General features: G+C 69.7%; 27 protein-coding genes. 17 read left to right on the top strand and 10 right to left on the bottom strand.

The window, feature by feature from the left end:
• Positions 1-676: 676 nt before the first annotated feature.
• Positions 677-1,987 (bottom strand): NAD(P)/FAD-dependent oxidoreductase, encoded by a 1,311-nt coding sequence (locus AC1U89_RS14645; RefSeq protein ID WP_479900421.1) that lies wholly within the window; start codon positions 1,985-1,987, stop codon positions 677-679.
• A 329-nt stretch (positions 1,988-2,316) separates the two neighbouring features.
• Positions 2,317-2,970, bottom strand: coding sequence for an alpha/beta hydrolase (locus tag AC1U89_RS14640; RefSeq protein WP_029917296.1), 654 nt, complete (start codon positions 2,968-2,970; stop codon positions 2,317-2,319).
• Between the two features lie 199 nt (positions 2,971-3,169).
• Between AC1U89_RS14640 and AC1U89_RS14635 the strand changes: the two genes are divergently transcribed.
• The 11 genes from AC1U89_RS14635 to AC1U89_RS14585 are packed head-to-tail and all read left to right on the top strand — an operon-like array spanning position 3,170 to position 10,961.
• A complete protein-coding gene (locus AC1U89_RS14635) occupies positions 3,170-3,655 on the top strand; it encodes an Rrf2 family transcriptional regulator (protein WP_479900420.1) in 486 nt (161 codons plus the stop codon).
• Positions 3,652-4,797: a cysteine desulfurase family protein gene (locus AC1U89_RS14630; RefSeq protein WP_479900419.1), complete on the top strand. Its 1,146-nt coding sequence runs from the start codon at positions 3,652-3,654 to the stop codon at positions 4,795-4,797. The genes AC1U89_RS14635 and AC1U89_RS14630 overlap by 4 nt, the downstream gene beginning before the upstream one ends.
• Positions 4,797-6,266, top strand: a complete 1,470-nt coding sequence (sufB, locus tag AC1U89_RS14625) for a Fe-S cluster assembly protein SufB (protein ID WP_029917293.1) — start codon at positions 4,797-4,799, stop codon at positions 6,264-6,266. Before AC1U89_RS14630 ends, sufB begins: the two co-directional genes overlap by 1 nt.
• Positions 6,263-6,643 carry a VOC family protein gene (locus AC1U89_RS14620; RefSeq protein ID WP_479900418.1) on the top strand — a complete coding sequence of 127 codons (381 nt, stop codon included), beginning with the start codon at positions 6,263-6,265 and terminating at the stop codon, positions 6,641-6,643. Before sufB ends, AC1U89_RS14620 begins: the two co-directional genes overlap by 4 nt.
• The gene (locus tag AC1U89_RS14615; protein ID WP_479900417.1) at positions 6,643-6,975 is read left to right on the top strand and encodes a hypothetical protein; all 333 of its coding nucleotides are present in this window, start codon (positions 6,643-6,645) and stop codon (positions 6,973-6,975) included. The genes AC1U89_RS14620 and AC1U89_RS14615 overlap by 1 nt, the downstream gene beginning before the upstream one ends.
• Complete coding sequence (sufC, locus tag AC1U89_RS14610; protein WP_479900416.1) at positions 6,968-7,717, top strand: Fe-S cluster assembly ATPase SufC; 750 nt, start codon at positions 6,968-6,970, stop codon at positions 7,715-7,717. Before AC1U89_RS14615 ends, sufC begins: the two co-directional genes overlap by 8 nt.
• Entirely contained in the window at positions 7,717-8,748 is a 1,032-nt protein-coding gene (gene sufD / locus AC1U89_RS14605; protein WP_479900415.1) for a Fe-S cluster assembly protein SufD, read from the top strand. Before sufC ends, sufD begins: the two co-directional genes overlap by 1 nt.
• Positions 8,748-9,986 (top strand): aminotransferase class V-fold PLP-dependent enzyme, encoded by a 1,239-nt coding sequence (locus AC1U89_RS14600; protein ID WP_479900414.1) that lies wholly within the window; start codon positions 8,748-8,750, stop codon positions 9,984-9,986. Before sufD ends, AC1U89_RS14600 begins: the two co-directional genes overlap by 1 nt.
• A gap of 5 nt (positions 9,987-9,991) precedes the next feature.
• Positions 9,992-10,354: an SUF system Fe-S cluster assembly protein gene (locus AC1U89_RS14595; RefSeq protein ID WP_479900413.1), complete on the top strand. Its 363-nt coding sequence runs from the start codon at positions 9,992-9,994 to the stop codon at positions 10,352-10,354.
• A 14-nt stretch (positions 10,355-10,368) separates the two neighbouring features.
• Positions 10,369-10,761: a HesB/IscA family protein gene (locus AC1U89_RS14590; protein WP_029917287.1), complete on the top strand. Its 393-nt coding sequence runs from the start codon at positions 10,369-10,371 to the stop codon at positions 10,759-10,761.
• A complete protein-coding gene (locus tag AC1U89_RS14585; RefSeq protein ID WP_479900412.1) occupies positions 10,761-10,961 on the top strand; it encodes a hypothetical protein in 201 nt (66 codons plus the stop codon). The genes AC1U89_RS14590 and AC1U89_RS14585 overlap by 1 nt, the downstream gene beginning before the upstream one ends.
• A 4-nt stretch (positions 10,962-10,965) precedes the next feature.
• On the opposite strand, the gene AC1U89_RS14580 is transcribed toward AC1U89_RS14585, so the two are convergent.
• The 4 genes from AC1U89_RS14580 to AC1U89_RS14565 all read right to left on the bottom strand — a co-directional run bounded on the left by AC1U89_RS14580 (position 10,966) and on the right by AC1U89_RS14565 (position 13,059).
• Entirely contained in the window at positions 10,966-11,331 is a 366-nt protein-coding gene (locus AC1U89_RS14580) for a hypothetical protein (protein WP_479900411.1), read from the bottom strand.
• A 69-nt stretch (positions 11,332-11,400) separates the two neighbouring features.
• On the bottom strand, positions 11,401-11,670 hold the full coding sequence (locus AC1U89_RS14575) for a hypothetical protein (RefSeq protein WP_479900410.1): 270 nt from the start codon (positions 11,668-11,670) through the stop codon (positions 11,401-11,403).
• Positions 11,667-12,464, bottom strand: coding sequence for a lysophospholipid acyltransferase family protein (locus tag AC1U89_RS14570; protein WP_479900409.1), 798 nt, complete (start codon positions 12,462-12,464; stop codon positions 11,667-11,669). The genes AC1U89_RS14575 and AC1U89_RS14570 overlap by 4 nt, the downstream gene beginning before the upstream one ends.
• 34 nt (positions 12,465-12,498) lie before the next feature.
• Positions 12,499-13,059 (bottom strand): TetR/AcrR family transcriptional regulator, encoded by a 561-nt coding sequence (locus AC1U89_RS14565; protein ID WP_479900408.1) that lies wholly within the window; start codon positions 13,057-13,059, stop codon positions 12,499-12,501.
• Between the two features lie 96 nt (positions 13,060-13,155).
• Here AC1U89_RS14565 and AC1U89_RS14560 point away from each other — a divergent pair, with 96 nt between their 5' ends.
• Both AC1U89_RS14560 and AC1U89_RS14555 read left to right on the top strand, forming a co-directional pair.
• On the top strand, positions 13,156-14,142 hold the full coding sequence (locus tag AC1U89_RS14560; protein WP_479900407.1) for a glycosyltransferase family 9 protein: 987 nt from the start codon (positions 13,156-13,158) through the stop codon (positions 14,140-14,142).
• A 1-nt stretch (position 14,143) separates the two neighbouring features.
• On the top strand, positions 14,144-14,548 hold the full coding sequence (locus AC1U89_RS14555) for a DUF6165 family protein (protein ID WP_479900406.1): 405 nt from the start codon (positions 14,144-14,146) through the stop codon (positions 14,546-14,548).
• Here AC1U89_RS14555 and AC1U89_RS14550 read toward each other — a convergent pair.
• The 3 genes from AC1U89_RS14550 to AC1U89_RS14540 are packed head-to-tail and all read right to left on the bottom strand — an operon-like array spanning position 14,545 to position 17,005.
• Positions 14,545-15,366: an arginase family protein gene (locus AC1U89_RS14550; protein WP_479900405.1), complete on the bottom strand. Its 822-nt coding sequence runs from the start codon at positions 15,364-15,366 to the stop codon at positions 14,545-14,547. The genes AC1U89_RS14555 and AC1U89_RS14550 overlap by 4 nt on opposite strands.
• Before the next feature lie 31 nt (positions 15,367-15,397).
• Complete coding sequence (locus AC1U89_RS14545) at positions 15,398-16,513, bottom strand: FUSC family protein (protein ID WP_479900404.1); 1,116 nt, start codon at positions 16,511-16,513, stop codon at positions 15,398-15,400.
• Positions 16,514-17,005, bottom strand: a complete 492-nt coding sequence (locus AC1U89_RS14540) for a CinA family protein (protein WP_479900403.1) — start codon at positions 17,003-17,005, stop codon at positions 16,514-16,516.
• 78 nt (positions 17,006-17,083) lie between these two features.
• Here AC1U89_RS14540 and AC1U89_RS14535 point away from each other — a divergent pair, with 78 nt between their 5' ends.
• Positions 17,084-17,422: a hypothetical protein gene (locus AC1U89_RS14535; RefSeq protein WP_479900402.1), complete on the top strand. Its 339-nt coding sequence runs from the start codon at positions 17,084-17,086 to the stop codon at positions 17,420-17,422.
• A gap of 3 nt (positions 17,423-17,425) precedes the next feature.
• Here the strand turns inward: AC1U89_RS14535 and AC1U89_RS14530 are convergent, their stop codons facing one another.
• Complete coding sequence (locus AC1U89_RS14530; protein WP_479900401.1) at positions 17,426-18,592, bottom strand: bifunctional 2-C-methyl-D-erythritol 4-phosphate cytidylyltransferase/2-C-methyl-D-erythritol 2,4-cyclodiphosphate synthase; 1,167 nt, start codon at positions 18,590-18,592, stop codon at positions 17,426-17,428.
• 97 nt (positions 18,593-18,689) lie between these two features.
• Here AC1U89_RS14530 and dusB point away from each other — a divergent pair, with 97 nt between their 5' ends.
• From dusB to AC1U89_RS14515, 3 genes are read left to right on the top strand one after another with little or no spacing between them, the layout of a single operon-like run.
• The gene (dusB, locus tag AC1U89_RS14525) at positions 18,690-19,697 is read left to right on the top strand and encodes a tRNA dihydrouridine synthase DusB (protein WP_479900400.1); all 1,008 of its coding nucleotides are present in this window, start codon (positions 18,690-18,692) and stop codon (positions 19,695-19,697) included.
• A complete protein-coding gene (locus AC1U89_RS14520) occupies positions 19,694-20,824 on the top strand; it encodes a two-component system sensor histidine kinase NtrB (RefSeq protein ID WP_479900399.1) in 1,131 nt (376 codons plus the stop codon). Before dusB ends, AC1U89_RS14520 begins: the two co-directional genes overlap by 4 nt.
• Positions 20,821-22,242: a sigma 54-interacting transcriptional regulator gene (locus AC1U89_RS14515; protein WP_479900398.1), complete on the top strand. Its 1,422-nt coding sequence runs from the start codon at positions 20,821-20,823 to the stop codon at positions 22,240-22,242. Before AC1U89_RS14520 ends, AC1U89_RS14515 begins: the two co-directional genes overlap by 4 nt.
• The last annotated feature ends 78 nt before the right edge of the window (positions 22,243-22,320 follow it).

Raw genomic sequence — 22,320 nt, 5'->3', positions numbered from 1 at the left:
GGCTGTGAGCTGATGGAAAGGGCTGCGGAGCGCCGGACATCGTCCGGAGTTTGAAAAAGAATACCGTTTCGACGAAGCCCGTTCGCTCCGCGCGGTCGTTATCCGCAAGCTCTCGACGCTAGGCCCTGTTGGAGCCGCGCCTTGTCGCCCGCGACGGGCAGGTCAGGCCAACGCGCCTGATCCCGGACCGCGGGCGTCGTCCGCCCGCCTGCTGCTTCATCGACCTTCAGTCACGTCGTATCTGTGGACCACGCCCGACCGGCACCAGAGACTGAAGTTTGGGTCCCGCCTTTACTCAAGCAGAAGGACCCGCCGACGGAGCTTCCCGCTCGATCGCCCCCCGCCGCCGCATCGGTCGCTGGCCATGCGCCCTTTCCCGCGTCGAGGTGGGTACAGGATACGGGCGTCGGGAAGGGTGAGGATCAAATCGGGTCGAGAAAGTTCAGGCTATTGATTTCGCTGAACTTCATCCGCTATCCGCCGAGCGTAAGTCGCCCACTCGGAACCCTCTCGCATAGGGAGAGGGCAGGGTGAGGGGTTACAGCGTCCGACGGAGAGCCGGCAGGGCGGCGGCAGCCAAACCCGACAGGGTGTAACCCCTCACCCTCCCACGCCTGCGGCGCGGGTCCCACCCTCTCCCTCTGGGAGAGGGTGAGTTGGGCGCGCGTCCCCGCCCTCAATGCAGCTTCAGCCGCCCCGCCACCCGCTGCTGCAGCAGGCGCGCCAGGGCCAGGACGATCGTCTTCGGCGTGCCCATGATCGCCCGGTGGTGGTCCAGGTGCAGGGAGATATAGGCCCACTTGGCGATCAGGCCCTCGACGAAGAAGTTCGGACCTCCAAGCCCGCCCATCAGGGCGCCGACGCCCCGGTTCTCGCCCAGCGACACCAGAGAGCCGAAGTCCTTGTAGATGAACGGCGCCTCGACCCGGCGCTGACCCAGGCGGGCGATCAGGGCCTTGGCCAGGTAGCTGGCCTGCTGGTGGGCGGCCTGGGCGCGGGCGGGCACGATGCTGCCTTCCTTGCCCTCAGTCCCGACCCACGGAACGGCGGCGCAGTCGCCCAGGGCCCAGACGTCGGGGGCCGAGGTCTCCAGCCGGTCGTTGACCACGAACTGGTTGGTCCTGTTGGTCTCGAGGCCATAAGCCGTGTTGCCCGGCGCGGCCTTCACGCCCGCCGCCCAGACGATCAGGTCGGCCGGGATGTCGCCCTGGCTGGTCTCCAGCCGGTCGGGATGGACGGCCACCACCTTGGCCCCGGTGTGCACCCGCACGCCCTTGCGCTCCAGGGCCACGGTGGCCTGGTCGGAGATCTTCTCGGGCAGGCCGCCCAGGATGCGCGGCGCGGCCTCGACGATGGCGATGTCCAGGCGGAAGCGCTGCTCGCTGCCCAGGCTGCCCAGCAGCTCGCGATGGGCCTCGATCAGCTCGGCCGACAGCTCGACTCCGGTGGCCCCGCCGCCGACGATGGCCACGCTCATGGTCTTCTCGGCCGAGAACGAGGCCTTCATGAAGGCGGCCAGCAGGCGGGTGTGGAAGACCTCGGCGTCCTCGGTTCGCTCCAGCAGGTGGGCCTGATCGGCGCCCGGGGTGCCGAACAGGTTGCTGCCGCTGCCGATCGCCAGCACGCCCCAGGTGAAGGTCACGCCGCGCTCGGGCACCAGCACCTTGCCGGGCTCTCCCGGCAGATTAGGAGCGAGGATAGGCTTGAGGCTCAGGCGCTTGGCGACGGGGTCGAAGCTGTCCAGCTCGCCCAGCAGGAAGCTGAAGTGGTTGGCGCGGCCCAGGATCGAGTAGGAGAGGCCCTCCTGGTGGGTGTCCAACGTGCCGGCGGCCACCTCGTGCAGGGTCGGCTTCCAGATGTGGAAGCTGGACCGGTCGATCAGCAGGACGCGCTCCTTGCCGGCCTTGGGTCCCAGCTTGCGCCCCAATCGCGCCGCCAGCTCCAGCCCGCCGGCCCCGCCGCCGACGATCACGATGTCGTAGTGCATGCCCGCCATCCAGAAATTCCTCAGATGGTGAATATATAGGAGGTTCGAAGAACGATGTCAGGTCAGGCGCGGCCGCCATGACCCATCGTCGAGACATGAACCGGCACGGTCCGCCTCAGCGGCGCCGTGAAAGGGGAGGGCGTGGGTGAAGGTGCGGCGCGAAACGTTCGTCGTCATCGTCGCCCGGGGCGTCCTGACGACCAGGAACCGCTGTATTGTCTGGCTCACCGTCATTCTCCGCGAACAGTGTTCGGTGCAGAATGACGGTGAGTTGTCCAGGATCGCAAGCTAAATGGTACCGGTAACTCTTGGTTACCTGAGCAAAGGACCTACGGGATCGGATTGGCTTCCAGGCGCTTGTCCAGATAGTCGCCGACGCTCTTCTCGACCGACGGCAGGTGCTCGGCCCAGAAGTGGGTGGCCTTGTCGACGACTTCGTAGTCGATGACGATGCCCTTCTGGGTGCGCAGCTTGGAGACCACGCGCTCGACCTCGACCGGCGGCACGACGGTGTCGGCCGCGCCCGTCAGGATCAGGCCCGAGGCCGGGCAGGGGGCCAGGAAGCTGAAATCGTACATGTTGGTCGGCGGCGACACCGAGATGAAGCCGTCGGTCTCCGGACGGCGCATCAGCAGCTGCATGCCGATATAGGCGCCGAAGCTGTAGCCGGCGACCCAGGTCTGGGCGGCGGCGGGGTTGTTGGACTGCAGCCAGTCCAGGGCCGTGGCCGCGTCGGCCAGTTCGCCGATGCCGCTGTCGAACTCGCCCTGGCTGCGGCCCACGCCGCGGAAGTTGAAGCGCAGGGTCGCGAAGCCGCGCTTCATGAACAGGTGGTACAGCTGCACAGAGACCGGGTGGTTCATGTGCCCGCCCGCCTTGGGGTGCGGGTGCAGGATCAGCGCGATCGGGGCGTTGTCGGTCTTGCCCGGCGAATAACGGCCCTCGATGCGGCCCGAAGCTCCGGTCAAAATCACGTCAGGCATTCAAGGTCCCTATCCAAAAAGGGGCGACGGGGCCGCGTTCCCAGGCCCGAAGAGGCGAAGGAATACTTGACCACTGCGCTTGGTCTTCCTAAATCCGCACCGCGCGGCTCGGTCTTTTCGCAAGAGCCTCGTCGCGAAGTCGCGGCTTGTAGCACACGCCTAAGCCGATGCGCGGGGAATCCGCAAGGAGATAAGGCGCATGCGCCTGAGCACCAAGGGACGCTACGCGGTCATGGCCATGACCGATCTGGCCCGCCAGCAGGACCAGACCGAAGGGCGCGCCGTCGCCCTGGCCGAGATCGCCGCCCGCCAGCAGATCTCGCTTTCCTATCTTGAACAGCTTTTCGCCCGCCTGCGCCGCAAGGGCCTGGTGGTCAGCGCCCGGGGCCCCGGCGGCGGCTATCGCCTGGCCCGCGACGCCCGCGACACCGCCATCGCCGACATCGTCCTGGCCGTGGACGAGCCCCTGCGCGCCACCCGCTGCGGCGTCGCGATCGGCGGCAAGGGCGGCAAGACCGCCGCCAAGGGCTGCATGGCCGGCGGCGCCCAGTGCCTGACCCACGACCTGTGGGAAGAGATGGGCCGCCAGATCCACGGCTACCTGGCCAGCGTGTCGGTCGCCGACGTGCTGGACGGCACGCTGCGGGAGCGCGTCCAGAAGAACCGGGAGATGGCCGCGGCGTGACCAAGCCCTCGATCTATCTCGACTACAACGCCACCGCCCCGATCCGCCCCGAGGCGCGGGACGCGGTGCTGCGCGCCTTTGAGACCGCGGGCAATCCCTCGTCGGTGCACGCCAGCGGCCGGGCCGCCCGCGACATCGTCGAGACCGCCCGCAAGCAGGTCGCCGACCTGGTCGGCGTGGTTCCTGGTTCGGTCACCTTCGTCAGCGGCGGCACGGAATCCAATGCGCTCGCCATCGGCAGCGCCGCCTTCGCCGGCTTCAACCGCGTCATCGTCAGCGAGGGCGAGCACGACGCCGTGCTCGAAACCGCCGCCGCCTCGGGGTTGCCGGTCCACAAGATGCCGCTGGACGCCGACGGCGTCGCGCGCCTGGACTGGCTGGAAGAGGCCCTCAGCGACGAGGGCCGGGCCCTGGTCTGCCTGATGCTGGCCAACAACGAGACCGGGGTGATCCAGCCGATCGCCCAGGCCGCCGCCCTGGTGCGCGCCGCCGACGGCTGGCTGCACGTCGACGCCGTCCAGGCGGCCGGCAAGATCGCCATCGACTTCACCGCCCTGGGCGCCGACACCCTGGCGTTGTCGGCCCACAAGCTGGGCGGTCCGCAGGGCGTCGGCGCCCTGGTGGCCGGCACGCGCGCCACGATCGTGCGCCAGCAGCACGGCGGCGGCCAGGAGCGCGGCCGCCGGGCCGGCACCGAGAACGTCGCCGGGATCGCCGGCTTCGGCGCGGCCGCCGAGGCGGCCGCTCGCGACTTGCCCTCGATGGCCAATCAAGGCACATGGCGCGACGCCTTGGCCGAACGGGTCAAGGCCGTCGGCGCGGTCGTGCTCGGGGAGGGCGCCCAAGGGCGCTTTGGGCGCCTGCCCCAAACCCTTTGTCTGGCGGCCGAGGGCTTCGCCTCGCAGATCCAGGTGATGAACCTGGACCTGGCGGGGGTGATGGTCAGCGCCGGCAGCGCCTGCTCGTCGGGCAAGGTCAAGGCCAGCCGCGTGGTGGACGCCATGGGCCGGGCGGACCTGGCTCCGTTCGCCCTGCGCGTCAGCGGCGGCTGGGCCAGCACGGAGCAAGACTGGATTTCCTGCGGCGACGCCTGGCTCGCCGCCTATTCGCGTATCGGCGCCCGGCGCCGGGAGGTGGCGTAGTGGCCGCGGTCAAAGAGACCATTGATACCGTCGCGTCGCTCGAGAAGTACGAGCACGGCTTCACGACCGATATCGAACAGGAGTTCGCCCCCAAGGGCCTCTCCGAGGACATCGTGCGCTTCATCTCGGCCAAGAAGGACGAGCCGCAGTGGATGCTGGACTGGCGCCTGGAGGCCTATCGTCGCTGGCTTGAGCTGGAAGAGCCGACCTGGGCCAAGGTCGACTTCCCCAAGATCGACTACCAGGACAGCTACTACTACGCCGCGCCGTCGACCAAGGCCGGGCCCAAGAGCCTGGACGAGGTGGATCCCGAGATCCTGGCCGTCTACGAGAAACTGGGCATCCCGCTGAAGGAGCAGGCCGTGCTGGCCGGCGTCGAGGGCGCMCCGCGCTATGCGGTGGACGCGGTGTTCGACAGCGTCAGCGTGGTCACCACCTTCAAGAAGGAGCTGGCGGCGGTCGGGGTGATCTTCTGCTCGATGAGCGAGGCGATCCGCGAGCATCCGGAACTGGTCAAGCAGTACCTGGGCAGCGTCGTGCCGACCTCGGACAACTATTTCGCCTGCCTCAACAGCGCGGTCTTTTCCGACGGCTCGTTCGTCTACATCCCGCCGGGCGTGCGCTGCCCGATGGAGCTGTCGACCTATTTCCGCATCAACGCCAAGGACAGCGGCCAGTTCGAGCGCACCCTGATCATCGCCGACAAGGGCGCCTATTGCTCGTACCTGGAGGGCTGCACGGCCCCGATGCGCGACGAGAACCAGCTGCACGCGGCCGTGGTCGAGCTGGTGCTGCTGGAAGACGCCGAGATCAAGTATTCCACCGTCCAGAACTGGTATCCGGGCGATCCGGAAACGGGGAAGGGCGGCATCTACAACTTCGTCACCAAGCGCGCCGACTGCCGCGGCGATCGCTCCAAGGTGTCGTGGACCCAGGTCGAGACCGGCTCGGCCATCACCTGGAAGTATCCGTCCTGCGTGCTGCGCGGCGAGGGTTCGTCGGGCGAGTTCTACTCGATCGCCGTGACCAACGGCCACCAGCAGGCCGACACCGGCACCAAGATGATCCACCTGGGCGCCAACACGAAGTCGCGGATCGTCGCCAAGGGCATCAGCGCGGGCAAGTCGACCAGCACCTATCGCGGCCTGGTCTCGGCCCACCCCAAGGCCAAGGGCGCGCGCAACTTCACCCAGTGCGACAGCCTGCTGATCGGCAAGACCTGCGCGGCCCACACCGTGCCCTACATCGAGGCCCGAAACGGCCATTCGGTGTTCGAGCACGAGGCCACCACCACTCGCCTGTCCGACGACCAGCTGTTCTATTGCCAGCAGCGCGGGCTCAGCCAAGAAGAGGCCGTGGCCCTGCTGGTCAACGGCTTCGTCAAGGACGTGCTGCAGCAACTGCCCATGGAATTCGCCGTCGAGGCCCAGAAGCTGGTGGCGATCAGCCTGGAAGGCAGCGTGGGATGAGCCTGGTCGCCATCGACCATGTGCAGCTGGCCATGCCCCCGGGCGGCGAGGACGCCGCGCGCCGGTTCTATGGCGACGTCCTGGGCCTGCCCGAGGCGCCCAAGCCCGAGCACCTGGCCCGGCGCGGCGGCTGCTGRTTCGAGGACGGCGACCTGAAGATCCACCTGGGCGTCGAGGCTGATTTCCGGCCGGCGCGCAAGGCTCATCCGGGGTTGCTGGTCAGCGACCTGCCTGCGCTGAAAGCCAAGCTGTCGAACGGCGGCTTCGCCCTGAAGGACGACGAGCCTCTGGAAGGCTACGACCGCATCTATGTCGACGACCCGTTCGGCAACAGGATCGAGCTACTGGAGCCGCTGAGCGGCGCGGAGGGCGCGTGATGGTCTACGCCGTCGCTGATCTTCGCGCAGCCCACCGGCATGCAACGAGCAACAAGAATGAAATCGCGGAGAGCTACCTCTGCGGCTGCTTTTTCTGCTGCCTTAGCTTCCCGGCGACCAATGTGACTCGCTTCCTTGCTACGGAGCACACGGCGCTATGCCCTGAGTGCACGATCGACAGCGTCATAGGCGACGCGTCGGGCTTGCCAGCTTCAGATCAAGCCTTCTTGCGCGCCATGCATGATCATTGGTTTGACGGGATCGAAGTCCCTGAAATCGAGCCTTCCGCGCCCACTGTACAAGACCCTCGTTCCAAGAAGACCCATGCTTAAGATCGAAAACCTCCACGCCCGCGTCGAAGACAAGCCGATCCTGAAGGGCGTCACCCTCGAGGTGCCGGCCGGCGAGGTGCACGCCATCATGGGGCCGAACGGAGCCGGCAAGTCGACMCTGTCGTACGTGCTGAGCGGTCGCGGCGGCTACGAGGTCACCGAGGGCACGGCCACGCTGAACGGCGAGGACCTGCTGTCGCTGGAGCCCAACGAGCGGGCCGCCAAGGGCGTGTTCCTGTCGTTCCAGTATCCGCTGGAGATCCCGGGCGTTCCGGCCCTGACCTTCATCCGCACCGCCCTCAACGCCCAGCGCCGGGCGCGCGGCGAGGACGAGATCGCCGCCCCGGCCTTCCTGAAGCTGGCCAAGGAAAAGGCCGCGGCGCTGAAGATCGACTTCGACATGCTCAAGCGCGGCCTGAACGTCGGCTTCTCGGGCGGCGAGAAGAAGCGGATGGAAATCCTGCAGATGGCGATGCTTTCGCCCAAGTTCCTGATCCTGGACGAGACCGACAGCGGCCTGGACATCGACGCCCTGAAGATCGTCTCGGAAGGCGTCAACGCCCTGCGCGCACCCGATCGCGGCATGCTGGTCATCACCCACTACCAGCGCCTGCTGGACTACATCAAACCCGACCGCGTCCACGTGCTGGCCGCCGGCCGCATCGTCGCCTCGGGCGGCCCCGAGCTGGCCTTGCAGCTGGAAGCCGAAGGCTACGACAAGTACGTCGGAGCGGCCGCCTGATGAGCCTGGCCTCCGCCCTCAAGACCGGCGACCTGACCCAGCTGCCCTCGCGCCGCGACGAGGACTGGCGCTGGACCGACCTGCGCGGCCTGATCCGCGCCGTCCCGCCCGCCTCGCCGGCGGTGGACGGAGCCGTCGCGCCCGGTCCGTTCGACGGCCTGGCCGCCGACGAGATCCTGTTCGTCAACGGCCGCCAGCGCCACGCCGCCACCAGCGGCGCGGGCGACGTGGTGGCCCTGCGCTTCGTCTCGGCCAGCGAGGGCGCGGCTCACGCCGCCGCCTACGCCATCGTCGTCGAGCCCGACACGACCCTGGTCCTGCTGGAAAGCCACGAGGGCCGGGCCGGCGGCTATTTCTCGGATGTCACCCTGGACATCGCGGTGGGCGAGGGCGCCCGCGTCGAGCGGATCGTGCTGATCGATGACGACGCCGAGGCCATCGACGTGGTCACCGCCGAGGTCGACCTGGCACCCGGCGCGACCTTCAACCAGACCGTCCTGACCACCGGCGCCCGTCGCCAGCGGGTCGAGACCCGGATCAACCACCCTGGCGCGCACGCCGAGGTGCGCCTGGACGGCGTCTACGTGCTGGCCGACCAGCGCCACGCCGACCAGACCACGATCGTCACCCACGGCGGCGTCGACGGGATCACCAGCCAGCTGACCAAGGGCGTCGTCGACGACCAGGCGCGCGGCGTGTTCCAGGGCCGGATCGTCGTCCAGCCCGGCGCCGACCAGACCGACGCCCGCATGGGCCACCACGCCCTGATCCTGTCGGACAAGGCCGAGGTCGACGCCAAGCCCGAGCTGCTGATCTTCGCCGACGACGTCTCGTGCGCCCACGGCAACACCATCGGCGCCCTGGACGACGAGCAGGTCTTCTACGCCCGCCAGCGCGGCATCCCCGAGCCGGAAGCCAAGGCCATGCTGACCCAGGCCTTCCTGGGCGAGGTGGTCGAGCGCATCGGGCACGAAGGCGCGCGCGAGGTCGCGGCCGCCTGGGTCGCCGCCAAGCTGGGGAGGGCGGAGTAATGGCCCTGGACACGCCCTTCGCCCCCGCCTTCGACGTCGAGGCGATCCGCGCCCAGTTCCCGATCCTGGCCCGCCAGGTGCACGGCAAGCCGCTGGTCTATCTGGACAGCGCCGCCAGCGCCCAGAAGCCGGAAGCGGTGCTGGACGCCATGACCGGCCTGGCCCGCACCAGCTACGCCAACGTCCACCGCGGCCTGCACACCCTGGCCAACGAAACGACGCAAGCCTACGAGAACGCCCGGGAAACCGTGGCGCGGTTCATCAACGCCGAGCCGTCCGAGATCGTCTGGACCAAGAGCGCCACCGAGGCGGTCAACCTGGTGGCCGACACCTTCGGCCGCGCGCTGAAGGCCGGCGACGAGATCGTGGTCTCGCAGATGGAGCACCACGCCAACATCGTGCCGTGGCACTTCCTGCGCCAGCGCTACGGCGTGGTCCTGAAGTTCGTGCCCGTCACCKACGACGGCCGCCTGGACATGGAGGCCTACAAGGGCCTGCTGTCCGAGCGCACCAAGATGGTGGCCATCAGCCACATGTCGAACGTGCTGGGCACCATCAACGACGCCGCCGAGATCGTCCGCCTGGCCCACGCGGCCGGCGCGCCGGTGCTGCTGGACGGCTGCCAGGCCATCGTCCACGCCAAGGTCGACGTGAAGGCCCTGGACGTCGATTTCTACGTCTTCAGCGGCCACAAGCTGTACGGCCCCACCGGGATCGGCGTGCTGTACGGCAAGGCCGAGCACCTGGCGGCCCTGCCGCCGTACCAGGGCGGCGGCGAAATGATCGGCTCGGTCTCGGAAGAGGTCATCACCTACGCCGACCCGCCGCACCGCTTCGAGGCCGGCACGCCCGCGATCCTCGAGGCCGTCGGCCTGGGCGCCGCGATCAAGTGGCTGAACACCATCGACCGCGACGCGGCCCTGGCCCACGAGCACGCCCTTTATCAGCGGGTCGTCGACCAGCTGGACGGCGTCAACGGCGTGSGCATCCTGGGCACGGCGCCGGGCAAGGGCGCGGTGCTGAGCTTCGTGGTCGAGGGCGCCCACGCCCACGACGTGGCCCAGGTGCTGGACCGCTACGGCGTGGCCGTCCGCGCCGGCACCCACTGCGCCGAGCCCCTGATGAAGCGTTTCGGCGTCACGTCGAGCGCCCGGGCTTCCTTCGCCCTATATAACACCCTGGACGAGGCCGATGCGTTCGTGAGCGCGCTGGCCAAGGCCCGCAGTTTCTTCAGTTGAGCCTCATGACCGAACCCGCCACCACGTCCGCGATCCCCCCCTCTGCGATCCCTCAGGCTGACCTCGACCGCCTGACCGACCAGCTGATCGAGAAGCTCAAGACCGTGTTCGACCCGGAAATCCCGGTCGACATCTATGAGCTGGGCCTGATCTACAAGGTCGACGTCAGCGACGAGAAGGACGTGGCCATCGACATGACCCTGACCGCGCCGGGCTGCCCGGTGGCCGGCGAGATGCCGGGCTGGGTCAAGGACGCGGTCATGGAGATCCCGGACATCAAGTCGTGCCACGTCGACCTGGTGTTCGAGCCGCCGTGGGACCCCTCGCGGATGAGCGACGAGGCCAAGCTGCAACTGAACATGTTCTGATCGGTTCGAAAGCCATGGAAACCGCCGTCACCCCGCGCGTTCGTCGCCCCCGCCCCAAGGTCGTCACCCTGACGCCGGCCGCCGCCGCGCGGGTGAAGGAGATCATGGACCGGGCCGATAAGCCCTATGCGGGCCTGCGGGTGGGCGTGAAGAACGGCGGCTGCGCGGGGTCGGAATACATCTTCGAATACGCCGCCGAGAAGGGTCCGATCGACGAGGTGGTCGAGGACCAGGGCGTGACCATCCTGATCGACCCCAAGGCCGTGCTGTTCCTGATCGGCACCACGATCGACTACGAGACCACCAAGCTGTCGTCGAAGTTCGTGTTCAACAATCCGAACGAGACCGACGCCTGCGGTTGCGGCGAAAGCGTCACCATCCAGCCGGCGCCGGAGGCCTTGGACTGATGTTGGCTAAGACGCCGTCCTGCGTGGAATGTGGCCTGCCGTGGGGCGCGCCGGCCTTCCGTCACGAGGACGAGGCGCCGCTGTACTGGTCGGACACCGGCCTGTTGTGCTCGGCCCCTTGCGCCCAGACTCATTTCGCCAGGCGCCAGGAGGAGGGCACCTTCGTCCCCGCGCCGGCGGACTGCCCGGTCGAGGTCTAGGGCCTCAGGTCGTCGGGGCCGCGCCCGCGCCGAAAGCGAGCGCGCCGAACGCCACCGCCAGGGCCACGAAGGGCAGGACCGAGCCTATGGCCACGAACCGCATCCGTCCGGTCGCCCCGCTGACGAAGCCGCCGACCGCCGCCAGCAAGGTGGTCAGGGGCAGGGCGAAACAGGCGTAGACGAAGGTGTAGATGGCCGCGTTCACGCCGCCGTCCGACGCCATCACCGACATCGCCGCCAGGCCCAGGGCCGGCACGGTGAGCACCAGCCAGATCGCCCCGACCACGAAGGCCAGGACGCGACGGCCCTTGGACGCTCTTGGGCGGGGCGGGGCCGTTCCGCTGGTCCCAACCCTGTCTGTCGCCGGCATGTCGGTGATCCATAATCTATGGAAGCAATTTCGAGTTAATCTACCTTGAGGAGAACGACAAGTCGCTCTCTAGACGTATGCGCCGAACTGGATCGCGCCGTAGATCAAGGCGAGGACGCTGACGCCACCCAGAGCGGGGATGGTCCCTATCGTCAGCGCCCACGGCCCCCATCGTCCCACCTTGTAGTTCGCGACGACGCTCGCGACCCAGAGCAGCGGAAGGACACAGGTCAGGACCCACGTCCAGAGGTCTCCGCCCATCATCGCCGCAGCCGCCGCACCGTACGCCGCGAGGGCCAGGCCGAGCGACAGCACGAGAAGTCCGGCGCGTACGATCACGTCGACACCTCCGCCGCGACAACCGCCTCCGCCGCCACGTTCTTCCGCCCGTTCCACTCGACCAGCACCGACGGCTTGACCGGCTCGCCGCGCGCCTGGGCGATGAGCTGGTTGGTGCGGGTCTCGATGACCTCTTCCATCCGCGCCATGAACGCGCTCTTGGACAGGCCCTGGGGCAGGGGCGGCAGGAACTCGATGGTGGCCGTGCCCGGGGTCTTCTTCTTGTCCTGCTGCTTCCAGAAGCAGCCCAGGTTCGTGGCCACCGGCACCACCGGCAGGCCGAAGTCCTGGCTCATGTGGTAGACGCCGGTGCGGTAGCGGAACCGCTCGCCCGGGGCGGCTAGGTGGCCTTCCGGATAGATCAGGATGCGGCGGCCCTCGGCGGCCACCTGGGCCGCGCTCTGCGACAGGGCCTTGCGGGCTTCGGGTCCGCCGCAGCTGTCGACCACGATGGCCCCGAACTTCCTGAGGATCGCCCCGACCAGCGGGAACTTCTCCAGGTGGTCGCCGGTGACGAAGCTGAGGTTGTCGACATTGGCGAACATCACGAAGCCGTCGCCCCAGCTGTGGTGCTTGGCGGCGATGATGAAGGCGCCCTGCGGCAGGTTCTCCTGGCCCTTCAGCTCGATCTTGACGCCGGCGAAGACGCGCAGCGCCCAGATCATCCGCTGGCTGTAGAGCCGCAGGGCGAAGGCGATCGGCTTGCGGCCGGGGAGCAGGGCGGAGAGGGCGGCCGACAGGCCGTAGAAGATCGACAGGACCCAGTAGTAGGCGTTGAACAGCGCGCTGCGCATGGTTCGTTGTCCCAGGAAGCCCTTTCGGGCGGGGTTATCGCGCGGAGAGCACGGCCTGGACGGCCGCCGTCATCAGCGGGGCGTGGGCGGAAAGGGCGTCGTCGCCCAGGCGGCCGTAGGCCTTGTTCTGGGCGGTCTGGGCGATCACGCCGATGGCCATGGCGGCGATCACGCGCGGGTCGCCCGGCGGCAGCTCGGCGTCCATCATCGCCCGCTTGATCAGCCCCTCGACCACCGACACCGGGTCCTGGCCGTCCTCCTGGTAGTAGGGCAGGAAGTGGTGCAGCTGCAGCAGGTGGAAGGCGAACAGCAGCCAATCCTCGTCGGCCACGGTGCAATAGGCGCKGACCACGGCGGCGGCCTTGGCCTGGATCCCCATCGCCATGTCGGCGTTGACCGAGATCAGGTCGGAGAGCCGCCGGTGCGTGGTCATGAACAGGCCCACGGCCAGTTCGTCCTTGCTCTTCCAGTGGCGGTAGATCGCGCCTTCCGACACGCCGGCCTTGGCGGCGATCAGCTTGGTGGTGGCCGCGTCGACGCCGCGGTCGACGAAGACCTCGAGGGCGGCGCGTTCGATCTTGGGCTTGGCGTTCATGGGGCGAAGCTAGCACGCCTCCAACACGTTGCAAGTGATTACTCACATTCGCCGTTCCGCGTTGACCGGGACGCGCGCGGCGGCCTAAGCCGGGCCATGGTCCAGACGATCCTGATCTATTCCATGGGCGAGGTGATCGGCGACGGCCTGATCAAGCTGCCGTTCATCGCCGGCCTGCGCGCGGCCTTTCCGAACGCCAGGATCACCTGGTGCGCCGCCAAGGGCGAGACGGTCTACGCCGGGCCGCTGAAGGCGGTCGTGGCGGGCTATATCGACGAGATTCTGACCGAAGGTCCGACCGGCGACGCGCCGCTGGACGTGCTGCCCTGGGTCAGGCCGTTCGGCGGGCGGACCTTCGACCTGGTGATCGACACCCAGGAAAACCTGCGCCGCAGCCTGGTGGCCCGCCGCGCGGCAAAGGGACCGTTCATTTCCGCCGCCGCCCAGGCCCGCAGGACCGGCTGGCCGGCCGCCGTGGTCGAGCGCCTGGCCCGGCTGCTGGCCCTGGCCACCGACGGCGTCGGCGCGCCGCGTCCCCTGACCCTGGCCGATCCCGCCGCCGCCGAGGCCGCCCGCGCGCTGCTGCCGACCGCCCGCCTGGGCGGACCGGTCTATGTCGGCCTGGCGCCCGGCGCGGGCGGCCAGGACAAGCGCTGGCCCCTGGACCGCTACCTGGAACTGGCCCGCCGTATCGAGGCTTCAGGCCGCAAGGCGGTGTTCTTCTTCGGCCCCGACGAGGCCGCCGACGCCCAGGCGGCGCGCGAAGCGGTCCCCGCGGCCCTGTTCCCGGAGAAGGACCGCACCGACGGCTTCCCGCAGGTGAAGGGCCCGATGCTGGCCATCGCCCTGGCCGGACGCCTGACCGCCGCCGTCGCCAACGACGCCGGCCCGGGCCACATGCTGGCGGCCGGCGGCGCGCCGCTGCTGTCGCTGCAGAAGACCCACCGCAAGGCGGTCAAGTTCCGCCCCGCCGCGCGCCGTCTTGAGCTGCTGGTCGCGGAGGACTACGGACAGGACATGGCCGCCCTGCCGCTCGACGTGGTGGAGGCCGCCCTGCAACGCCTGATCGCCGGAGCCTCCTGACATGCCCATCCTAGCCCCCGTCTCGGCCGGCGAACTGATCGACAAGATCACCATCCTGCGGGTCAAGGCCGCGCGGATCGGCGACCCCGCCAAGGAGGCCAACGTCCGCAAGGAATTGGCCCTGCTGGAGGACATCTCCGCGCGCGAACTCACGCCCTCGCCGGAACTGGACGACCTGACCGCCCAACTCACCGAGATCAACGCCGCCCTCTGGGACATCGAGGACGGCAAGCGCGACTGCGAGCGCCGCCAGGACTTCGGCCCGGCGTTCGTGGCCCTGGCCCGCCGCGTCTATGTCGACAACGACCGCCGCGCCGCCGTGAAGCGCCAGATCAACACCCTGGCCGGCTCCGACATCGTCGAGGAGAAGAGCTACAAGCCGTACCTGGCGGGCGACGCCGGCTAGGCCGCCAGCCGCTCGATCAGCGGCGCCAGGGCGTCCAGCAGGGCCGCGACGTCGCCGGGCGCGCCCGTCGCGGCGAAGACGTCCTCGAACTCGGCGATCTCCAGGCCGATCACCCGGTTGCGGGCCAGGACCGCGCAGGCCTCGCGGAGATCGGCGAAACTCAGCCCGCCCTCGACGCTGTATTCGGTGGGGACCAGGCCCGGGTCCAGCACGTCGCAGTCCAGATGCACATAGACCGGCCGGTCGCCGATCGCGGCGGCCAGGCGTTGGGCGATCCCCGGACCGGCCGTCACCAGCCGCGGTCCGCCGCCGGCGATCAGGGCGGCCTCGCACGGGTCCAGGTCCCGCGCCCCGACCAGCACCACGTCGGCCAGGTCCAGCCCTTGGCCCAGACCGCTGTCCCACACCCCGGCGGCGGCCGTCAGCACCATGCCGCCCAGATAGCCGGTCGTGGACTGGGCGGGCTGGTTGCAGTCGCCATGGGCGTCGAACCACACGACCAGGGCGTCGGGATGATGGCGCAGCACGACGGGCAGGGCGGCGATCGAGGCCGCGCAGCGTCCCTGGGTGACCAGCGACGCCTTGCCGTCGGCCAGCACCGCGTCCAGCCGCGCCGCCAGGACCTCGAAGCCTGGGCGAGCCGCCTCCAGCTCCTCGGACCAGCCGGCCGCCAGGGGCGGGGACCGCACGCCTACATGCTCGGCCGCGAGGCCCAGGCGGGCCTCCAGCGCCGCGCCCACGGCCAGGGCGCCGGCCGCGCCGCGCGGGTTGCGGTCGCCGGCGCGACCTTGGAAGACGGTGAGGGCGAGGGAGGACATGGACCTTAGCTAGTCGCTGACCCACGTTCGCTCAAGCGCGCTTGCCCACGGTCTCCTCGACCCGCTCCTCGAAGTCGCCGAGATTGCCAAACAGGTTCTCGATCGCGAACACCAGGCCGAAGACACGGGCCGCGTCGTCGAAGGCCAGGGCCCGGGTGCCGCCGCCGGCCCGCAGGGTCTCGACCGCGCCCTGGAAGGCCTGGTGCGCCTCGGCGAAGGCCAGCCGGTCGGGGCGKGGCCCGCCGGACAGCAGCGCCGCGCAGGCCCGCAGGAACACGGCGCTGGCGTTCAGCATGGCCGCCGAGGGCAGGGCCAGGCCGGGCGAGGGGAAGGCCTCGCGCAACGCCCGGCCGATCATCACGCTGTCGTTGCGCAGCCGCCAGAGGGTGCGGGGCAGGGCGTCCGTCACCGAATGGTCGCTGAGCCGGCTGGCGCTTTCGCGGTCGGCCTCGGTCATGGCCGTCTGCAGCTTGGACAGGGCCTTGAGCGTGTCGTCGTAGTGCCCGCGCGCCTCCAGGTCGGTCGCGCCGCCCTTCAGCTTCAGGGCGTAGTGCTCCAGGAGGTCGGCCAGCAGCTCGGCCACCTTGTTGGCGTTGTCGACCACGGTGGCGTGGGCGCGGGCCGGGAAGATCAGCAGGGTGGCGGCGATGCCGACCACGCTGCCGACCGTGATCTCGGCCACCCGCAGGAAGGCGGCCACCAGCGGGTCCATGTGGGTGGTCGTGCCGATCAGCATGATCACGGCGGTGACCGGGGCGACCTTGAACGCCGGACGCACGGCGGCCAGGAAGGCCAGCAGGGCGGCGGTCACGGCCAGGATCGGACCGCCGGCCTCGGGGAAGCGGGCGTGGACCATGGCCGCCCCGGCTCCGACCGCAGCCCCGACGGCCGTGCCCATCAGGCGCTCGATCGAGGCGGTGATCGTCGCGCCCAGGCTGGACTGGACGATGATCACGGCGGTGAACACCGCCCAATAGCCCTGGGGCAGCCGCAGCAGGGTGGCCAGGGCGTAGGCCGCCACGACCGCCGACGACACCCGTATCGCGTGGCGCCACTCGCTCTTGCGGGCGGCGGCCTTGGCCAGGGCGGCGCGCGACAGGCCGATGCCGACGAACCGCCGCCAGTCGCTGGGCGCGGCCTCCGGCATCTAGGCCACGGCCTCGCGCAGCATCTCCAGGGCGGTGCGCACGGCGGCCAGTTGCACCCCCTCGCGCGTCTCGCCGTCAAACAGCTCGTGGCGGTGGACGACCKAGCGGTTGGCCCGGGCCACGGCGAAATGCACCGTGCCCACCGGTTTCAGCGGCGAACCGCCGCCGGGCCCGGCCACGCCGGTGATCGCGACGGCCACATGGGCGTTGCTGGCCTCCAGAGCGCCCTCGGCCATCATCCGCGCGACGACTTCCGACACGGCCCCGTGGTCGGCGATCAGGTCGCCCGGCACGCCCAGCATCTCGCTCTTGGCCCGGTTGGTGTAGGTGACGAAGCCGCGCTCGAACACGTCGGACGCGCCGGCGATGTTGCAGATCGCCCCGGCTGTCAGACCACCGGTGCAGCTCTCGGCCGTCGCCAGCCGCAGCGACTTGCCGCGCGCTTCGTCGATCAACAGGCGGGCCAGGGTCTGGATTTCGAGCGGGAACATCGGGCCTCGCGGAATGCAACTATGCAGAGCAACCCGTCCATGATCTCGTCATGGAACCGAGTCTTTGGAGCAGGTTACATGAAGATGCGTCTCGCGGCTGGCGTCGCCATCGTTCTGACCTTTGGATCCGTCGCCATCGCCGGGGCCGCGCCCTCTGGCGGGGCCTGCCGGGAAGTCTCGGGCGGCGTGCCCGCCTCGCGCTTGGCGTCCATCTATGACACGGGCGCGGTGCGGATCGAAAAGCAGCGCGGCTCCAGCGTCTGCGACGGCTTGGACGGTGGGCTTTATTGCGTGATCAGCAATCCAGGCCGCTTTTCGGTCACCTCCAGCGGCGTCACGAAGACTTTCGCCCTGCCGTTCCTGGCCAAGGCGCGGCTGAAGGTGCGCGGCGACGATATCGACTGCCTCGTGCTCTAGGTTCTAGGCCGGCGTCTCGACCACGGCGATGGCCTGGGCCGCCAGGCCTTCGCCGCGGCCAGTGAAGCCCATGCCCTCGGTGGTGGTCGCCTTGACGCTGACCCGGTCCAGCGGCAGGTCCAGGATCTGGGCCAGGCGCTCGCGCATGGCCGCGCGGTGCGGTTTGATCTTGGGCCGTTCGCAGATCAGCGTCACGTCGACATTGACCAGACTTCCGCCGCGTTGGCGGACCAGATTGACGGCATGGATCAGGAACTTGTCCGAAGCCGCGCCCTTCCATTGCGGATCGGTGGGCGGGAAATGGTCGCCGATGTCGCCTTCGCCGATCGCGCCCAGGATGGCGTCCGTCAGGGCGTGCAGGCCCGCGTCGGCGTCGGAATGGCCGATCAGGGTCTCGCTGTGGGCGATCTCGACGCCGCACAGCCAGACCGACTCGCCCGGACCCCAGCGGTGGGCGTCGAAGCCCTGGCCCATGCGGGTGATGCGTGCGCGGCCCGCCAACGTCTCGGCCCCAATCAGCTCAGCCAAGGCGAAGTCCTCCGGATAGGTCAGTTTCATCAGCATGGGGTCGCCGGGGACCACCACGACACGGCCGCCATGGCGTTCGACCACCTGGCTGTCGTCGGTGGGTTCGTCCGGACCCGTCCACGCGGCGTAGGCGGCCAGCAGGCGGTCGCGGCGGAACGCCTGGGGGGTCTGGGCCCGCCACAAGTCATTGCGCGGTTTTGTGACGACGCTCGAATCCAGCGCCCCGCTTTTCAGCGTATCGGCGACCGGCAGGGCCGGAATCGCGCCGTCGGCGTCGGCCAGCGCCTTCAGCACCGAGACGATTGTTGCGGCGCCGAGGAACGGGCGGGCGGCGTCGTGGATCAGCACCGGTTCGTCGGCGGGACGGTCGGCGAGGGCGGCCAGGCCCGCCCGGACCGAAAGGGCGCGAGTCGCGCCGCCGGCGGTCGTGGTCCAGCCCGACAGGCCGTCCAGGGCCGCATCCAGCGTCGAGCGCGCCTCGGGATCGGCCACGATCACGAGCTTTTGCGCGCCGCCGGCCAACAGGGCTTCCACGGACCATCGCAGGACGGTCTTGCCCGCCAGGACGCGCCATTGCTTGGCCTGGCCGGGGCCGGCCCGGGTACCGGAACCAGCGGCGACGATGACGGCGGAGAAGGTCATTGTGGCTGTTTAGCCGCGCACCGAAACTTGTCCAGAGAAGAGCCTTTACGGCGCCGCACAAATTGCCTAAAAACAGTGCGGTGGGGATGCATATAAAATGAGCAACAGTCTCGCAGTCGGCAAGGTCGAGGTGCCCGGGCGTGTGTGGATCGCGCCGATGACAGGCGTTTCCGATCTGCCCTTCAGGGAAACCGCCACCCGCCTCGGCGCGGCCTATGTGGCGACCGAGATGGTGGCCTGCGCGGAATTCGCGAAGGGGCGGCCCGACGTCGTGCGCCGCGCCGCCGTCGGCGAGGGCCTGCCGCTGATGGTGGTCCAACTGGTCGGACGCGATCCCGACTACATGGCCCAGGGCGCCAGGATGGCCGCCGACGCGGGGGCCCAGATCATCGACCTGAACTTCGGCTGCCCGGCCAAGGAAGTCACTAAAGGCGCGGCCTCGGGCTCGGCCCTGATGCGCGAGCCKGACCTGGCCGAGGCCCTGGTCGCCGCCGCCGTCGAGGCCGTCGACGTGCCCGTCACCGTCAAGATGCGCCTGGGCTGGGACGACGACAGCCGCAACGCCGCCGACATCGCCCGCCGGGCGGTCGACGCCGGGGCGCAGGCGATCACCGTCCACGGCCGCACCCGCTGTCAGTTCTACAAGGGCCAGGCCGACTGGGAGGCCGTGGCGGCCGTCAAGGCGGCGGTCGGCGTGCCGGTCCTGGTCAACGGCGACATCGTCGACGGCGACACCGCCCGGACGGCCTTGGACCAGTCCGGCGCCGACGGCGTGATGATCGGCCGGGGCGTCTATGGCCGCCCCTGGATCGCCCAGGCGATCGAGGCGGCGCTGCGCGGCGAGGGCTTCCGCGAGCCGGACGCCGAGGAACGCCTGGCCATCGCCGTCACCCATTTCCGCCGCAGCCTCGACTTCTACGGCCAGAGCCTGGGCCTGAAGATGTTCCGCAAGCACCTGGCCTCGTACATCGAGGCCGCGCCGTGGCCCGACAGCGAAGAGGCGCGCCGCGCCGCCCGCGCCGCCCTGTGCCGGCTGGACGATCCGTCCGCCGTCGAGGACGGCCTGGCGGCCCTGTGGCTGGGCGACCGGAGGCTGGCGGCATGACAGATCACGCCCGCATGGCTCCGACCAAGGTCTCCGACAGCCTGAAGATCGCGGCCTTCGACCTCAGCCCCGAGCCCGCCCTGGTGATCGACCGCGACGGCGCGCTGGTGGCGGTCAACGAGGCCGCCGAGGCCCTGTTCGGCCAGGGCCTGTCCCTGCTGGCCCGTGGCCGCTTCCGCGCCGCCCTGCCGCCCGGTTCGGTGCTGGTCTCGATGATGGACCGCGCCCTGTTCGAAGGGGCCCTGGTCCGCGAGCACGGGGTCGAGGTCAATCTGTTCGGCCAGCCGCCGTTCGAGGCCGACGGCGCCGCCGCGCCGCTGGGCGACGGCTCGGTGATGCTGACCCTGCACGTCAAGGGCGTGCTGGGCGTCGAGCGGGCCACCGACGCCGCCGGCCTGCGCTCGGTGGTGGGCCTGGGCCGCATGCTAGCCCACGAGATCAAGAACCCGCTGGCCGGCATCCGGGGCGCGGCCCAGCTGCTGAAGACCGGCGCCAGCGCCGCCGACCAGCCCCTGGCCCAGCTGGTCATGGACGAGACCGACCGCATCCGCCGCCTGGTGGACCGCATGGAGGCCTTCTCCGACCAGGTCCCGGGACCGCGCGAGGCCGTCAACATCCACCAGGTGCTGGACCGGGTGCGGGCTCTKGTGGTCAACGGCGTGGCCGACGGCCTGGTCCTGCGCGAGCACTACGACCCGTCGCTGCCCGACGTCTGGGGCGACGAGGACCACCTGATCCAGGTGTTCCTGAACCTGGTGAAGAACGCCGCCGAGGCCGCCCATTCGCGCGGCGACGGCCAGGGCATGCTGTCCATCCACACCGCCTGGCGCCCCGGTGTGCGGGTGCGCGGGGCCGACGGCAAGGCCGCGGCCGGCGCGCCGATCGAGATCCGCGTGCAGGACAACGGTCCCGGCGTGCCGCAGAGCCTGCGCGACCACCTGTTCCAGCCGTTCGTCACCACCAAGGCCAACGGCACCGGCCTGGGCCTGGCCCTGGTCACCAAGCTGGTGACCAGCCACGGCGGCCTTATCGACTTCGACTCCGAGCCCGGCCGCACCGTGTTCCGCGTGCTGCTGCCGATGGCTTCCGAGAAGCTTGCCCCCTCCACTGGAGACGCCCACGCATGAACGCCGCCAGCAAGAAGATCCTGATCGCCGACGACGACAGCTCGGTGCGGCTGGTGCTCAGCCAGGCCTTCACCCGGCTGGGCTATCAGGTGCGGGCGACGGGCAACGCCACGACCCTGCTGAAGTGGGTGATGGACGGGGAGGGCGACCTGGTCGTCACCGACGTCATGATGCCCGACGAGAACGTCTTCGACGTGCTGCCGCGCATCCGCAAGGAACGGCCCAAGCYGCCGATCATCGTGATGAGCGCCCAGAACACCTTGCTGACGGCCGTCAACGCCGCCGACGCGGGCGCGTTCGAATACGTCTCCAAGCCGTTCGACCTGGACGATGTCACCGCCGCCGCCCGCCGGGCCCTGTCGCGGCCAGCCGACGCCGAGGCGTCCAAGGCCCAGGCCCGAGCCATGCGCGACGAGCGCCTGCCGCTGATCGGCCGCTCGGCCCCGATGCAGGAGGTCTACCGCACCATCGCCCGCCTGGTCGGCGCCGACCTGACGGTGCTGATCCTGGGCGAGAGCGGCACCGGCAAGGAGCTGGTGGCCCGCGCCCTGCACGAGCTGGGTCGCCGTCGCGACGGCAAGTTCGTGGTCATCAACCTGGCCGCTGTGCCGCGCGAGCGGGTCGAGGCCGAGCTGTTCGGCCGGGGCGACGGCGACAACGGCCGCCTGATCGAGGCCGACGGCGGCACCCTGTTCCTGGACGAGATCGGCGACATGCCGCTGGACGCCCAGACGCGCCTGCTGCGGGTGATCGACGGCACCGAGCCGGTGCTCAATCCCAAGACCGGCCGCCGCCCCAACGTTCGGATCATCGCCGCCACCAACCGCGACTTGCGCGGCCTGATCAACCAGGGCCTGTTCCGCGAGGACCTGTTCTTCCGCCTGAACGTCGCGCCCGTCCGCCTGCCGCCGCTGCGCGACCGCACCGAAGACATCCCGGACCTGGCCCGCACCTTCCTGCTGCGCGCCGCCCGCGAAGGCCTTCCCGCGAAGACCATCGACCAGAGCGCCCTGGACCGCATGAAGAGCCATGCCTGGCCCGGCAACGTGCGCGAGCTGGAGAACCTGATCCGGCGGATGTGCGCCCTCTACGCCGAGGAGCTGATCACCGCCCGCATCGTCGACCGCGAACTGCAGGACCACACCCCAGCCGCCCATGCGGACGAGGGCCCGGTCACCCTGGCCAGCCTGGTCGAGCGTCACCTGTCGTCGCACTTCGCCGACCAGCCCGACGGCGTGCCGGCCGCCGGCCTCTACGACCGCGTGCTGCAGGAGGTGGAGCGCCCGCTGATCCAGCTGACCCTGTCGGCGACGCGCGGCAACCAGGTGCGGGCCGCCGAGATCCTGGGACTCAACCGCAACACCCTGCGCAAGAAGATCCAGGACCTGGGCGTCGAGATGACGCGCGGGCGGCGCTAAAGTCCCGCCGATGCGCCCCTCCGTCCCGATTTCGGGCCGGACGGAGGGGTTCGCGTGCAAGTGAACCTATTCTACCGC

The organism is Caulobacter sp. 05T431, from assembly GCF_056665975.1.
The sequence above is the reverse complement of the archived record's forward strand: the minus strand, read 5'-3'. Positions and strand labels throughout refer to the sequence as shown.

Coding starts and splice junctions, on each gene's coding strand:
- AC1U89_RS14595 (WP_479900413.1), top strand. CDS start 9,992: ATGACCGAACCCGCCACCACGTCCGCGATCCCCCCCTCTGCGATCCCT.
- AC1U89_RS14550 (WP_479900405.1), bottom strand. CDS start 15,366: ATGTCCTCCCTCGCCCTCACCGTCTTCCAAGGTCGCGCCGGCGACCGC.
- AC1U89_RS14585 (WP_479900412.1), top strand. CDS start 10,761: ATGTTGGCTAAGACGCCGTCCTGCGTGGAATGTGGCCTGCCGTGGGGC.
- AC1U89_RS14530 (WP_479900401.1), bottom strand. CDS start 18,592: ATGACCTTCTCCGCCGTCATCGTCGCCGCTGGTTCCGGTACCCGGGCC.
- AC1U89_RS14570 (WP_479900409.1), bottom strand. CDS start 12,464: ATGCGCAGCGCGCTGTTCAACGCCTACTACTGGGTCCTGTCGATCTTC.
- AC1U89_RS14635 (WP_479900420.1), top strand. CDS start 3,170: ATGCGCCTGAGCACCAAGGGACGCTACGCGGTCATGGCCATGACCGAT.
- sufD (WP_479900415.1), top strand. CDS start 7,717: ATGAGCCTGGCCTCCGCCCTCAAGACCGGCGACCTGACCCAGCTGCCC.
- AC1U89_RS14580 (WP_479900411.1), bottom strand. CDS start 11,331: ATGCCGGCGACAGACAGGGTTGGGACCAGCGGAACGGCCCCGCCCCGC.
- AC1U89_RS14555 (WP_479900406.1), top strand. CDS start 14,144: ATGCCCATCCTAGCCCCCGTCTCGGCCGGCGAACTGATCGACAAGATC.
- AC1U89_RS14535 (WP_479900402.1), top strand. CDS start 17,084: ATGAAGATGCGTCTCGCGGCTGGCGTCGCCATCGTTCTGACCTTTGGA.
- AC1U89_RS14640 (WP_029917296.1), bottom strand. CDS start 2,970: ATGCCTGACGTGATTTTGACCGGAGCTTCGGGCCGCATCGAGGGCCGT.
- AC1U89_RS14615 (WP_479900417.1), top strand. CDS start 6,643: ATGGTCTACGCCGTCGCTGATCTTCGCGCAGCCCACCGGCATGCAACG.
- AC1U89_RS14590 (WP_029917287.1), top strand. CDS start 10,369: ATGGAAACCGCCGTCACCCCGCGCGTTCGTCGCCCCCGCCCCAAGGTC.
- AC1U89_RS14560 (WP_479900407.1), top strand. CDS start 13,156: ATGGTCCAGACGATCCTGATCTATTCCATGGGCGAGGTGATCGGCGAC.
- AC1U89_RS14645 (WP_479900421.1), bottom strand. CDS start 1,987: ATGCACTACGACATCGTGATCGTCGGCGGCGGGGCCGGCGGGCTGGAG.